12 protein-coding genes and 1 tRNA gene are annotated in these 12621 nt (G+C 67.3%); 7 read left to right on the top strand and 6 right to left on the bottom strand.

Annotation, left to right across the window (positions count from 1 at the left end):
* Position 1: 1 nt before the first annotated feature.
* The 3 genes from CVUC_RS15255 to CVUC_RS15245 form a co-directional block, all read right to left on the bottom strand.
* The gene (locus tag CVUC_RS15255; RefSeq protein ID WP_096033332.1) at positions 2-841 is read right to left on the bottom strand and encodes an urea amidolyase associated protein UAAP1; all 840 of its coding nucleotides are present in this window, start codon (positions 839-841) and stop codon (positions 2-4) included.
* Complete coding sequence (locus CVUC_RS15250; RefSeq protein WP_012640341.1) at positions 838-1326, bottom strand: CopG family ribbon-helix-helix protein; 489 nt, start codon at positions 1324-1326, stop codon at positions 838-840. The genes CVUC_RS15255 and CVUC_RS15250 overlap by 4 nt, the downstream gene beginning before the upstream one ends.
* Before the next feature lie 368 nt (positions 1327-1694).
* Positions 1695-1784: transfer RNA gene (locus CVUC_RS15245), tRNA-Ser, on the bottom strand.
* A 103-nt stretch (positions 1785-1887) separates the two neighbouring features.
* Here CVUC_RS15245 and CVUC_RS15240 point away from each other — a divergent pair.
* From CVUC_RS15240 to CVUC_RS15215, 6 genes are all read left to right on the top strand, one after another.
* Entirely contained in the window at positions 1888-2877 is a 990-nt protein-coding gene (locus tag CVUC_RS15240; RefSeq protein ID WP_096033331.1) for a septal ring lytic transglycosylase RlpA family protein, read from the top strand.
* A 107-nt stretch (positions 2878-2984) separates the two neighbouring features.
* Positions 2985-3611 (top strand): dTMP kinase, encoded by a 627-nt coding sequence (gene tmk, locus CVUC_RS15235; RefSeq protein ID WP_096033330.1) that lies wholly within the window; start codon positions 2985-2987, stop codon positions 3609-3611.
* Positions 3608-4618, top strand: coding sequence for a DNA polymerase III subunit delta' (locus tag CVUC_RS15230; protein WP_096033329.1), 1011 nt, complete (start codon positions 3608-3610; stop codon positions 4616-4618). The genes tmk and CVUC_RS15230 overlap by 4 nt, the downstream gene beginning before the upstream one ends.
* Positions 4615-5403, top strand: coding sequence for a TatD family hydrolase (locus CVUC_RS15225; RefSeq protein WP_096033328.1), 789 nt, complete (start codon positions 4615-4617; stop codon positions 5401-5403). Before CVUC_RS15230 ends, CVUC_RS15225 begins: the two co-directional genes overlap by 4 nt.
* The gene (locus CVUC_RS15220; protein ID WP_096033327.1) at positions 5400-6206 is read left to right on the top strand and encodes an MBL fold metallo-hydrolase; all 807 of its coding nucleotides are present in this window, start codon (positions 5400-5402) and stop codon (positions 6204-6206) included. Before CVUC_RS15225 ends, CVUC_RS15220 begins: the two co-directional genes overlap by 4 nt.
* 270 nt (positions 6207-6476) lie before the next feature.
* A complete protein-coding gene (locus CVUC_RS15215; protein ID WP_010919686.1) occupies positions 6477-6683 on the top strand; it encodes a hypothetical protein in 207 nt (68 codons plus the stop codon).
* Positions 6684-7157: 474 nt separating this feature from the next.
* Here the strand turns inward: CVUC_RS15215 and CVUC_RS15210 are convergent, their stop codons facing one another.
* Complete coding sequence (locus CVUC_RS15210; protein ID WP_096033326.1) at positions 7158-8597, bottom strand: spinster family MFS transporter; 1440 nt, start codon at positions 8595-8597, stop codon at positions 7158-7160.
* Positions 8598-8696: 99 nt separating this feature from the next.
* Between CVUC_RS15210 and CVUC_RS15205 the strand changes: the two genes are divergently transcribed.
* Positions 8697-10328 (top strand): flavin-containing monooxygenase, encoded by a 1632-nt coding sequence (locus CVUC_RS15205; protein WP_096033325.1) that lies wholly within the window; start codon positions 8697-8699, stop codon positions 10326-10328.
* 49 nt (positions 10329-10377) lie between these two features.
* Here the strand turns inward: CVUC_RS15205 and CVUC_RS15200 are convergent, their stop codons facing one another.
* Together CVUC_RS15200 and CVUC_RS15195 are read right to left on the bottom strand one after the other, a co-directional pair.
* On the bottom strand, positions 10378-10920 hold the full coding sequence (locus CVUC_RS15200) for a nuclear transport factor 2 family protein (protein ID WP_010919683.1): 543 nt from the start codon (positions 10918-10920) through the stop codon (positions 10378-10380).
* 14 nt (positions 10921-10934) lie between these two features.
* Positions 10935-12500, bottom strand: coding sequence for a glucose 1-dehydrogenase (locus CVUC_RS15195; RefSeq protein ID WP_423748632.1), 1566 nt, complete (start codon positions 12498-12500; stop codon positions 10935-10937).
* Positions 12501-12621 lie beyond the last annotated feature (121 nt).

The following is a 12621-nucleotide window of genomic DNA, read 5'->3' as shown; positions in this document are numbered from 1 at the left end:
CTCAGCGCGAGAAATAGTCTTCGACGTTCAGAAAGGCGCGCAGGCCCTCCGGCGTCGCATTGCGGATCGGGTCTGACTCCGGCGTCACCGGGCCGCGCCAGGCGGTGGCCCGCACCGGCGTCACCGCGTAGCCCGGACGCGGATCCAGCACGTGCGGGCAGTTGGCCAGCACCACGATCAGCGCCATCTCGGCCCGCAGGGTGACAAAGCGACCGGGCGGGTAGGGGCCGACGTCAATGACGGTCTCGCCGCCCTGACCGATCCGCACCTCTTTGAAAAGGTTGAGGCACGGATGGATATCCTTGCGGCCCAAGCCGAACTTGGCCACGCCCAGCGAGAAGCGGTCCCGGGCGTTGGGGTGGTCTCCGTGATTGAAGCCGTCGCCGTACTTGCGCGCGTTGCTGGCCTGGTTGGAGGCCCCGCAGAAGGCGTCGTGAGCGCCGGCGGTGTCCTCCACCAGGCTGGCCAGCACACGGCCCATGTCCGACAGCAGAAGCCGTCCCTGGCCCAGATAGCCGTTCCACTGGACCTTCAGGGTGTCGGCGATATTGAGGCGCTCGACCGGCTGCTCGGCGTTAAAGACCAACAGCGACACCGCCGCGTCGCCGCGCAGATCGGTCAGTCGCAGCCGCGCGCCACGCGACAGTCGACGGCTGGCGTAGCCGCCAGGGGCGATGGTTTCGTCCCAGACCACGTCCGCCGCCGCGACGCCGGACGGCAGATCGACAGCGGCGGAGGCCGGCACGGTCGGCATCGACTCGACTCGGGTTCCCGCCTGGGCCCGGGCGTGGGCCTGGGCGGCGTAGGGGGTGGCGGTGTGGCTCTGGGCGGCATCGCTCATGGCGGGGTCGACTCTCCGTCGAAGGGGGCGTCATCGCCGTGGAAGTGCAGCGGCGGCAGCAGGGCGGTCGTGGTGACCAGCTTGATCTGCTGAACCCCACGCACCTTGCGAAGGGCGTCGCACAGTTGCTGCAGGCGCTCCGCCGGACCCTGGACCAGCAGAACCTCCATGGCCTGATCGTCCTCGAGAAAGACGTTCTGAGCCGAGATCACTTCTTTCACATAGCCCAGCTGGGTCTGGGCCAAGGCGTGGCGAACCCGGCCGCTTTCCGCGCGATAGATGAGGGTGATGGTGCCGGCCAGCATCGCATCAGGCCGCTCGCCGCTGTGCTCGGCCAGCTCATGGCGGATCAGCTCGGCGATCATCTGCGAGCGGCTGGGCAGGCCGCGCTCGGCGACCATGGCGTCCAACTGGACCATCAGTTCGGCCGGGAGGCTTATGCTTAGCCGCGCCAGGTTCGAGGAGGTGATTTCCATGTCGAGCACTCATTGCTGATATTACGAACGATACAAATCGTAATACCATCGCAGCGGCCCGGTGGGGTCTTAGCGCCTCGATTTTGAGCGATTTTCGTTCAATCGCTACGCAATCGCTCGGAGACGATGAGCGATCAGAACCTCGCTCTGTTGCGGTTCCTGGCGAGGGAACGCCTCTCCTGAACCCTCCTGCGCGCGGGCGTTTCGCCGACAGCGGCTCCGCCAGCCGAGACGTCAGCCTCGATCCGACTCAAGCGTCAAGCCGGCGGCGAACGATCTCGACCCAGCGTTCGACAGCAATGTCCATGCTTGCAGGTGCACGGCGAAAGCTCAGTCGCGTGCGCTAAGACTCTGATTTTGCGAGAAAATTGGGATTCTGGCGGACAGGGTGGGATTCGAACCCACGGTAGGCTTCCACCTACGGCGGTTTTCAAGACCGCTGCCTTAAACCACTCGGCCACCTGTCCGGAGCAGGCGGCTATATCAGCGCTGCAGCGCCTTAACCAGACTTCAAAACAAACCGATCAAGATGATGGCTCGGAAGGGTGCGGCCCGTCGGACGACGATCGGATGAACCAGCGTATCGAACAGGCTTGGCGGATCGCGCGGAACCTTGGCCTGATGGCCTTGGCGGCCACCAGTCTAGCGGCCTGCGCCACGCCGAAATACGAGTTTGGCCGCACCGTGGCGACCAGCACGGGCAGCGCGCCGCGTCCAGGCTCGATGATCGGTCGCGACGGCAAGCCGCTGCGCGGGACTGAAAAGCCCTATCAGATCAAAGGGATCTGGTACTATCCACACGAAGATAGAAACTACAATGTCGTCGGGATCGGTTCCTGGTACGGCGAGCAGTTTCACAATCGCAAGACGTCGAACGGCGAGATCTTCGATATGAATCTGCCGTCGGCGGCCCACAAGACGCTGCCGCTGCCGAGCCTTGTGGAGGTCACCAACCTCGACAACGGCCGCAAGATGATCCTTCGCGTGAACGACCGTGGTCCCTTCGTGGGTGACCGGATCATCGATCTGTCCAAGGCCGCCGCCGATGAATTGGGCTATCGCCGTCAAGGCGTCGCTCGGGTTCGCGTCAAGTATGTCGGTCCCGCGCCGCGCCGCGCTCTGGAAGCCCCGCGCCAGTACGCGCAAGCCGCGCCGACGCCACGCCCGCCGCCACGGCCCCGGACCGCACCGCGCAGCTTTGAGGACATTCAGGAGCCGCCGCAGCGCGTCCAGGTCTTGCCGCCCCGACGCGAGGCGACCTGGAGCCCCGCGCCGATCCAGCAGTCTGCGCCCCCCATCAATCCCCCGGACCCGGTGTTTACGAGCAGCCGGTCGGCGTATCGTGTCCAGGCCGGGTCGTTCTCCACCCGGGAGAACGCCGAGAAGGCGGTCAGGCAGCTCACCAGCGCCGGCCGGGCGTCCATTGAGGCTGTCGAGCGGGCCACCGGAACGCTCTATCGCGTGACGGTCGCAGCCGGCGAGGACGAGAGCGCGGCCTGGACGCTTAGGGAGCGCGTAGAGGCGCTGGGCTATTCCGGCGCCACCATTCTGCGCCCCTAGAACGCGTTCTAAGTCTTTGAAATATAGCCTTTTCATCTCGTTTAGATGATCCCATCTAGACCAGACAGGCTCTAGACAAGTCTCTCAAACCGGTCGAATGGAGACCGGTGACCCAGGGTTTCTTCATCAGTTTCGAAGGCGGGGAGGGGGCTGGGAAGTCCACCCAGATCCGCCGCCTTGCCGACCGCCTGAAGGCGGCTGGCCACGACGTGATCGTCACGCGGGAGCCCGGCGGCAGTCCCGGCGCTGAGGCGATCCGCGAGCTCCTGGTCAATGGCGCGGCCGATCGCTGGTCGCCGGTCACTGAAAGCCTTCTGATGTACGCGGCGCGCCGCGATCACCTCGAGCGCGTCATCCGCCCGGGCCTGGCGCGCGGCGCTGTTGTTCTGTGCGATCGCTTCGCCGACTCTACCCGGGCCTACCAGGGCGCCGGTGGCGATGCGCCGGCCAGCCTGATCGCGGCGCTGGAAGAGCATGTGCTGGGCGGCACAGTTCCGGTCCTGACGCTGATCCTCGACCTGCCCGCGCAGGTGGGTCTGCAACGCGCAGAGGCGCGGGGCGGGGCGGCCCGCTTTGAGTCTAAGGGTCTGGCGTTCCACGAACGGCTTCGCGCCGGCTATCTGGAGATCGCGCGCCGGGAGCCCGATCGCTGCGTCGTAATCGATGCCGACGCCGAGCTCGACGCGGTCACGGCGGCGATTTCGGACGTGGTCGTGCAACGACTGGGGCTGTGATGCTTACCCCGGCCCATCCGCGTGACGTCTACGGGCTGGACGGTCAGTCCGCCGCCGAGGCCGCCTTCATCGATGCGCTGGAGCGCGGACGACTGCATCACGCCTGGTTGCTCACCGGTCCCGAGGGCGTGGGAAAGGCCACCCTGGCCTACAGGATGGCGCGCCGCCTGCTGGGCGCTCGGCCCGATCCCTCCCAAGGCCTCTTAGGCGCAGCGCCCTCCGACGTGGTCAGCCGGCAGGTCGCCGCACGCTCGCATCCGGACCTTATGGTGCTGGAACGCCTGACCGACGACGGCAAGGCCCGGAAATCCATTCCGGTCGATGAAGCGCGCAAGCTGCCGGAATTCTTCGCCAATTCGCCCGCTGTCTCACCCTATCGCGTGGCGATCATCGACGCCGCCGACGACCTCAACGTCAACGCCGCCAATGCGGTGCTGAAGACGCTGGAAGAACCGCCGGCGCGGGGCGTGATCCTGCTGATCAGCCATGCGCCGGGCAAGTTGCTGCCGACCATCCGTTCACGCTGCCGGCGCTTGGCGATCCCCGCGCCCGGCGTGGCCGCGGCGGCCGAGATGGTCGAGCGGATGGCGGACGTTCCACATCGCGACGCCGAACGGCTGGCGCGCATGGCGCACGGCGCGCCGGGCCGCGCCCTGCAGCTGGCGGCCGCCGGCGCCATCGCGATCGACGACGCCGCCAACGAGATTCTCCGCAGCCTGCCCAAGCTCGACGAGGGTGCGCTACTGGCCATGGCCGACACCTTCCGGGGCGCCGAAGGCGCGGCGCGGTTCGAGCTCCTGATGGATCGCCTGGCCGATCAGGTGCGGATCTTCGCCACCCAGGTCGCAGCCGACGGCAAGAATTCCCTGGGTCTCGATCGCTGGGCGGCGGCCTGGGAGCGGCTCTCGAGCTGGCCGGGGGAAGCCGAGGCGGTCAACCTGGACCGGGCCGATGTGTTCTGGAGTGTGATCTCGGACTTGCGCGCGGCGGCCAAGACGGCGATGTGAGCCGCATGCTCATCGATAGTCACGTAAACCTCCACGCGCCTCAGTTCGCTGAGGACAAGGACGCCGTCATCGCCCGCGCCCGCGAGGCCGGGATCGCGATGATGGTGACGATCTGCGACAAGGTCTCATCCTTCGAGGCCGTCCACGCCATCGCCATGGCCGAGCCCGACATCTGGTGCACGGTCGGCACGCACCCCCACGAGGCCAAGGAGAACCCTGGCCTGACCGCAGCGACCCTGGTCGAACTGGCCCAGCGCCCCCGTGTGGTCGGCATCGGCGAGTGCGGGCTGGACTTCCACTACGACCTCTCGCCCCGCGAGGTGCAGGCCGAGGTCTTCCGCCAGCATTGCATCGCGGCGCGTGAGAGCGGGCTGCCGCTAGTCGTCCATACGCGCGAAGCCGATGCGGTGATGGGCGAGATCCTGGAGGCCGAGCACGCCGCCGGACCGTTCAAGATCCTGATGCACTGCTATACCAGCGGCGCCGAGCTGGCCGCGCGGGCCGCCGCCCTGGGCGCCTGGTTCTCGGTCTCGGGCATCGCCACCTTCAAGGCGGCCGAGGAGGTGAGGGCGGTGATCCGCGACATGCCCGCCGACCGGATCATCGTCGAGACCGACTGCCCGTATCTGGCCCCCGTACCCATGCGCGGTCGTCGCAACGAGCCGGCCTTCCTGCCGCATATCTACGACAAGCTCGCCGAGATCCGAGGCTGGAGCCGCGCCGAGACAGAGCAGCGCACCGAGGACGCGTTCTTCGCGCTGTTTGACCGGATCCCGCGTCCGTGAGCGGCGCGCTCGAGTTCACGATCCTGGGCTCCGGTTCCTCGGGCGGCGTGCCGCGCGCGGACGGGAACTGGGGCGACTGTGACCCGAGCGACCCCCGCAACCACCGTTCGCGCTGTTCGCTGCTGGTGCGCCGCCCATCGCCGGCGGGCGCGCTGCACGAGACGACCGTGATCATCGATACCTCGCCGGACCTGCGCCTGCAGACCTCCGCAGCGGGCGTGCGCCGCATGGACGCGGCGCTGTTCACCCATGATCACGCCGACCAGGCCCATGGCATCGACGACCTGCGCCCTTTCTTCCTGAACCAGCGCGCGCGTATTCCCGCTTACATGGATCAGGCCACGCACGACGGCCTGACCCAGCGCTTCACCTATATCTTCATCAGCCAGGGCGGCTATCCCGCGATCTGCGAACCCCGGTTGATACCGCCGCTAGGCGTTGATTTCGCGATCGAGGGGCCCAGCGGCGACATCGCCGTGCAGACCTTCGACGTCGATCATGGCGAGGTCCGCGCGGTCGGCTACCGCATTGGCGGGGTGGCCTACACACCGGACGCGCGCGCTATTCCGGAGGAGAGCTGGCCGGCGCTCCAGGATCTGGATGTCTGGATCGTCGACGCTCTGCGCTGGACGCCGCATCCGACGCACGCGCATGTCGATCTGGCGCTGGAATGGATCGCGCGCGCCAAGCCGCGCCGGGCCATCCTGACCAACCTCCACATCGACCTGGACTACCAGGCCCTGTCGGCGCGTTTGCCGCCCCACGTCGAGCCGGCCTTCGACGGAATGCGCTTCAGCATCTAGGCCGCGCGCCAGTTAGTGGCCCGCGAAGTCCGGACCGGAGACAATCAGCGTTTTTGCACATAATGTGCGGTTCGATGTCGCTGGGCCAGATCCGGCCGCCGCTGTCTGTGGCGCGACATCTATCCTGCGAAGGGAGCCTCGAGACCGAGCGAGCGCCCCAGTTCGACTGAATCTTGGCCGTACGTAACAGCGTTGAAATAAGCGCGCCCAACAACATCGTCATACGGACGCGGTAGAGTCATTTTCCAGAGTCTCATTCGCCCAACGATCATGGCCGAAACCGTCACCATCTCGCGCGAAGTGTTCCAACGTCTGCGTGCGCGCCTGCCGGCGGTCACGCGTGAGCACCTGTTCGACTGCTACGCGATCAGCGAAACGACCTGGACCAAGCTTCGCGACGGAAAGCCTGTGAAGCGCTCGACGCTAGACCGGGTTCTGGCCAGACTGGCCGCACTTGACGCGCGGGTGGCGGCCTGAATCGCTCTCAGCGGGGTCGTGTCTAAGGCGTCGACAGGCGCGACAGCTCGCTTCCAGTCTTTTTCTCCCGAAGCCGTAAATGTCAGCGCAGTATTGCGCCGTTTAGGGCGCTGATTGACCGCACCTATGTTGCGCTATTGCAGTTTGCGGATCCCCATTTCCCTTCTCGGCAGCTGACAAAAACTGCTTTCTAGAAGCGCCGGATAGGTGAGCAGCACTGTCCCCAACAGCGAGGAAGGCTGCCTTTTCCACTAGGTTGGCTAAGGTCCAGCGCCTACCTGACGATCGTGGGCGCTATTCAGGAGCATTGACCTGTTCATCCTTCGAATGGCGTCAGGCCGCGTTCCCGACTCGTATCGAGACAGGAACGAGCCTGACGCCTTGGGCCACGCGCTAGCAGGAAACGCCCGTGGGACCCAATCTGCGAACTCCGCTGCTGCAAGCGAAGCAGTCCGTGCGGGGCCTTTGCGTTGTTCAGGCGCCGTTGCTCACTGAAGCAGGCGCAGCCGGCGCTTCGCCGCCCATCCGCCTCGCGGCGAAGCCAAAGCAAACTACGGACGCGACCATCGTGATTGAAGCGCCCGCGCAGGCGAGGTTGAGGCTCTGAACGGGTCCAAGGCTGGCGCGAAGAAGATCGCTGGCGACCCCCACGGCCAGCGGGCCGAGCCCCAGGCCGATGAGGCTCGTCAAGAAGAACAGGATCGCCGACGCCGTCGCGCGGACACGGGGACTCGCCAGCACCTGCACCGAGGCGAAGGTCGGGCCATAGGCCATGGCGTGCAGGAAAACGCCCACGGCGAGCGCGGCGAGGGCGAGCGGGAGGTTGGGCGCGAAGGGCGTGACGCCCAGGAACGGCGTCGACGCGAGCAGGACCACCATCGGCTGCTTGGCGTAGCCCGACACGCCGCCACGCGCGGCGCGGTCCGCCAGCTTGCCGCCGATCAAGGTTCCGGCGCCGGCGCTGACGCCGATCGCCAGGCCCAGCGCCAGGCCCGCTAGACCCGCCGGCCCCAGACCCATGTCCTCGCCAAGCTGCGTAAGCACCGGACCGTGGTTGCGCAGGAAAACCGAACCGAAGAACGCCGACTGGCCATAGTAGGAGAAGGAGGTCAGGGCGGCGGCCAACGCGATCAGCCAGAAGGCCGGCTTTTGCTTCAGCTCAGCCAGAGCGGCCGCCAGGGACGTCGTTTGGTCAGACGCGCGCTCGGCCTTGGGGCGCTGTCGGCGAGGCTCACGAAGGGTGAGGCTGGCGATGACCGCGACGCCGATGCCGGGCAGCCCCGCGATGATGAACGCCGCTCGCCAGCCCATCGCGTCGACGAGCAGCCCCCCGACCGCCAAGCCCAGCAACGAGCCCAGCGGAATGCCCAGCGAGTAGAAGGCCAGGGCCGAGGCGAGCTTGGCGCGCGGCGTGAATTCGGTGATCAGCGAGTGCGCCGCGGGCGTGCAACCGGCTTCGCCGATACCGACGCCAATGCGCGCGAGGATGAGTTGGGGGAAGGTCCGCGCCAGGCCGCACACTGCGGTGAAGGCGCTCCAGACCGCCAGGGAGATGGCGATCAGGCGGACGCGGTCCCCTCGGTCCGCGAAACGCGCCATCGGCAAGCCGACAGCGGAGTAGAACAAGGCGAAGGCCAGGCCGCTGACCGCGCCGATCTGCCAATCGGCCAGGTTCAGTTCCGCCTTCATGGGCTCGGCGAGGATGGTGATGATCTGGCGATCAAGCATGTTGAGCGCATAGATCAGCATCAGCAGGCCGAGCGCATAGCGCCGATAGCGGTCCGACCACGCCACGGGCGGCGGCTCAAGTTCGGTGAGGTTCTGGTCTGGCATGTCCCGCTCGCGGATCGTCTTGCGATCGAACGCTAGGCGGCGTCGCGGGCCAGCGCGCGGCGCGCCCCCTCCGGGATGCAATATCGCCTATGTGATCTTCCGTGCTGCGAGCCCTTTTCGCCTTGAGCACGCGGCGACCCCGTCAACGACTGCCCAAGTTGCTGACGGAGACGCCGCGCCATGGACATCAACACTTCCGCCGGGCCAACCGGAGCCGTGCGCCGAGCGGAGGCTATCGTCGTCGGCGCCGGATTTGGAGGGATGTACGCCATCCATCGGCTGCGCCAGGAAGGTCTCTCGGTGCTCGGCCTGGAAGCGGGCGGGGATGTCGGCGGGACCTGGTACTGGAACCGCTATCCGGGCGCGCGCTGCGACGTCACCAGCATCGACTACAGCTACGCCTTCTCCCAGGCGATCGAGCAGGAATGGACCTGGAGCGAGGTGTTCGCGGCGGGCTCGGAGATCCTGGCCTACGCCAACTTCGTCGCCGACCGCCTGGACCTGCGTTCGGCCTATCAGTTCAATACGCGCGTTCAGACAATCGCCTTCGACGACGCCCGCCGTGTGTGGACCCTGACCACCGAGCAGGGCCAGATGTTCGAGGCCGACAATCTGATCATGGCGACCGGGCCGCTGTCTCTGCCCAAGCCTGTCGACATCCCGGGCGCTGACCGCTTCAAGGGCGAGCTCTATCGCTCGGGCAAGTGGCCCCATCACGACGTAGACTTCCGTGGCAAGCGGGTCGGGGTGATCGGCACGGGCTCGTCCGGCATCCAGATCGTCCCCGTGGTCGCCGAGACCTGCCAGTCGCTGACCGTGTTCCAGCGCACGCCCAGCTTCACCCTGCCCATGCGCAACAAGAAGGTCTCAGAGGACTATGCTGCGCAGCTGAAGGCCAATATGGCGGGGCTGCGGGCGGTGGCGCGCACCACCTTCACCGGCGGGGTGCGGCCTCTGTCGACGCGGCCGCTGTTCAGCATTCCGGTGGAGGAGCGCAACGAACTGATGGAGGAGGCCTGGGCCAAGGGCGCGCTCCAGTTCCTGGGCCTGTTCTCGGACCTTTTGACCAACGCCGCCGCCAACGAGATCGTCGCCGACTTCGTGCGCGACAAGATCAGTCAGACGGTCAAGGACCCCGTGACGGCCGAGGCGCTGAAGCCGCGCGGCTATCCGATCTACGCGCGCCGTCCCTGCCTCGACACCCAGTACTACGAGACCTACAACCTGCCGCACGTCTCGTTGGTCGACTGCTTCGAAGAGCCGATCAGCGCGTTCACCGAGACCGGTCTGCGGACGTCCCAACGCGAAATCGCGCTGGATGTGATCATCATGGCCACCGGCTATGACGCCCTGACCGGGCCGATGCTGGCCATCGACATCACGGGGCGCGACGGTCTGAAGCTCAGCGAGGCCTGGCGCGATGGGCCAAGGTCGTACCTGGCCCTGCTGATGCACGGCTTCCCGAACATGTTCATCATCGGCGGACCGAACGGCCCCTCGATCCTGGCCAACTACATCCGCCTGGACGAGCTGAACGTCGATTGGGTGGTGGACTGCATCCTGCATATGCAGCGGGAGGGTCTGGCCACTGTCGAGGCCACGGCCGAAGCCCAGACCCGGTGGAGCCAGACCGTGGGCGAGATCGCCGACCGCACCCTCTATGTGAAGGCCGACACCTGGTACACCGGCACCAATATCGAGGGTAAGCCGCGCGGCTTCTTCGTCTTCGCCGGCGGCCTCAACCGCTATGCCGAGATCTGCGCCGGCGTGGCGGCGGCGGGCTATGAGGGCTGCTGCTTCACGGCGCGATAGGCAATCTGGAACAGGCGGGGCGCGGCGGTCGCCGCGCCCCGTACCCGGGTCAGTCGCCCTGGCCCAGGAACGGGTAGAGCGGATCATCGGGGAAGCGGCCGCCGACCGGCGTACGGGCCCCGAAACGTTCAGGATGAACGCCGGGCGTCGGGGCGTACTTCTCGATCCAGTCGAAGATCACTTGGCGCGCGGCGATGCGCCACTCGCCGTTGCGCTTTTCGAAGCGGTCCAGATAGCGGCCGCACATGTGCAGGACGACCAGGGAGCCGTCGTCGTCCGGTTGTCGGTGCAGGGCGGTGAAGACGGACTCGACCGCAGCGGCGGTCTCGCCTTCGAAGGCGATCATGACGTTGTGCACCTGGTGCACGCCGCGCTCGACGTGCGGCAGGATTTTCAGGGCCCAGTCGACGAACTCCGACGCCGTGCCGGTGAAGGAGCCGTGCTGATCGGGGCCTTCGGGCCAGGCCACCGACCGCAGGGCCGTCTCGTCCATCCGGTCGATGCCGCGGCAATAGCGGTACAGGCACTGGCGGATCTGCTCGCTGTCCCACAGCTGCTGGAGATTGGGTTGGTCCGCCATGCGAGGCCTCACGAAATGAACAGGGGTTACAGGATGTCGTTGGCGTCGCCGGCGTCGCCGAAGGCGGTCCAGCCGCCGTCGACGGTCAGGGTGGCGCCGGCCACGTAGCTGGCGGCGGGGGAGGCCAGGAACGCGATGGTCCGGGCGACTTCCATGGGATCGCCCAGGCGGCCGATCGGCGCGCGGCGCCGGATCTTGTCGAACTGCGCCCGTCCGGCGGACTTGAGCGCAAGAACGGCGGGGGTCTCGATATAGCCGGGCGCGACCGTGTTCACGCGGATGCCGGCGGAGGCCCATTCGCAGGCCAGGCTGCGGCTCATCATCGTCACGGCCGCCTTGGCGGCGCAGTAGGCGTTGCGCTGGGGCAGGGCGCCCAGGCCCGCTATGGAGCCGAGATTGACGATGACGCCGCCCTGGCTCATCAGGCGCGCGGCGGCCTTGGCGGTGGCCAGCGGGCCGTTGAAGTTGAGGTCGTAGACGCTGGTGAAGTCCTGGGCGGTCTGCTCCAGCGAGGGCTTGAAGACGTCGGCGGCGCCGGCGTTGTTGATCAAGACATCCAGTCGCCCCCAGCGCGCCTGGGCCTGAGCGAAGGCCGCCTCGACCGCCGCGACGTCGGTGATGTCGGCCTGAACGACGATGTGCTCGTCGCCCAGGGCCTCGGCGAGCGCCTTGGCGCCCTCCGCATCGCGCTCGATCACCAGCAGACGGTCGCCAGCAGCGTGAAACATATCCACGACACAGCGACCGATCCCCCGGCCACCGCCGGTGATCGCGCTGACGCGGGGCGAGGGGGCTAGGGGGCTGGGTGCGGGCGTCGTCGAGGCCGGTCCCGAACCGCCATAGACCGTGTAGCCGCCGTCCACGACCAGCGTGGCGCCGACGACATAGCTGGCGGCGTCGCTGGCCAGGAAGAACGCGCCTTCGGCCATCTCCTCGGGCTCGCCCATCCGGCCAAGCGGAATACGGGAGAGCACGATCGAGGGATCCAGAAGACCCGCATCGATCTGGTCCTGGACCATCTGGGTGCGGGTGTAGCCCGGCAGGACGGCGTTGACGCGAACGCCCTTCGCCGCCCATTCGCAGGCCAGGGTCCGGGTCAGCGAGATCACCGCCGCCTTGCTGGCGCTGTAGCTGGTGCGCTTGGCCAGGGCGACCAGCCCCGCGCCCGAGGCCAGGTTGATGATCGCGCCGTGGCCTTGCTCGATCATCAGGCGTCCGGCTTCCCGCGCGGCCAGGAAGGCGCCCGTGACGTTGATCGCCTGCAGCCGGGCCACCTCTTCGGCCGTCTGGTCCAGGGTGGCGGTCGGCTGAGGGTCGGTGACGCCGGCGTTGTTGACCAGCACGTCGACCCGGCCGAACTCGCGATGCAGCTGCTCGAACCCTTCGCGGATCTGGGCCTCCGAGGAGACGTCCATCGCGATCGCGTGGTGATCGGGCCCAAGGCTGGCGGCGCGTTCGCGCGCGCGCTCGACGTTACGGTCCGCGACCAGCACTCTATCGCCCGCGCGGGCGAAGCGCTGGCAAGCCGCCCAGCCGATGCCATCCGCGCCGCCGGTCACCAGAACCACGCGCGACTGCGCCTTGGAGGTCATTGCGTACTCTGTCTCGTGTGGGCGTCGCGGATGACGGCCTTCGCGAAAACCTAGCAGCGCCCCTCCGCGCGCCACGCGGGGGTCCGCGCGCTCGCCGAATATCGCCTATGTGATGTGGCGC

The organism is Caulobacter vibrioides (genome assembly GCF_002858865.1).
Lineage (GTDB): Bacteria > Pseudomonadota > Alphaproteobacteria > Caulobacterales > Caulobacteraceae > Caulobacter > Caulobacter vibrioides.
This window is presented reverse-complemented; position numbering and strand designations above follow the sequence as displayed.

Excerpts from the sequence above, each read along its gene's own strand:
- CVUC_RS15255 (WP_096033332.1), bottom strand. The coding sequence starts at position 841 with ATGAGCGATGCCGCCCAGAGCCACACCGCCACCCCCTACGCCGCCCAG.
- CVUC_RS15240 (WP_096033331.1), top strand. The coding sequence starts at position 1,888 with ATGAACCAGCGTATCGAACAGGCTTGGCGGATCGCGCGGAACCTTGGC.
- CVUC_RS15215 (WP_010919686.1), top strand. The coding sequence starts at position 6,477 with ATGGCCGAAACCGTCACCATCTCGCGCGAAGTGTTCCAACGTCTGCGT.
- CVUC_RS15205 (WP_096033325.1), top strand. The coding sequence starts at position 8,697 with ATGGACATCAACACTTCCGCCGGGCCAACCGGAGCCGTGCGCCGAGCG.
- CVUC_RS15195 (WP_423748632.1), bottom strand. The coding sequence starts at position 12,500 with ATGACCTCCAAGGCGCAGTCGCGCGTGGTTCTGGTGACCGGCGGCGCG.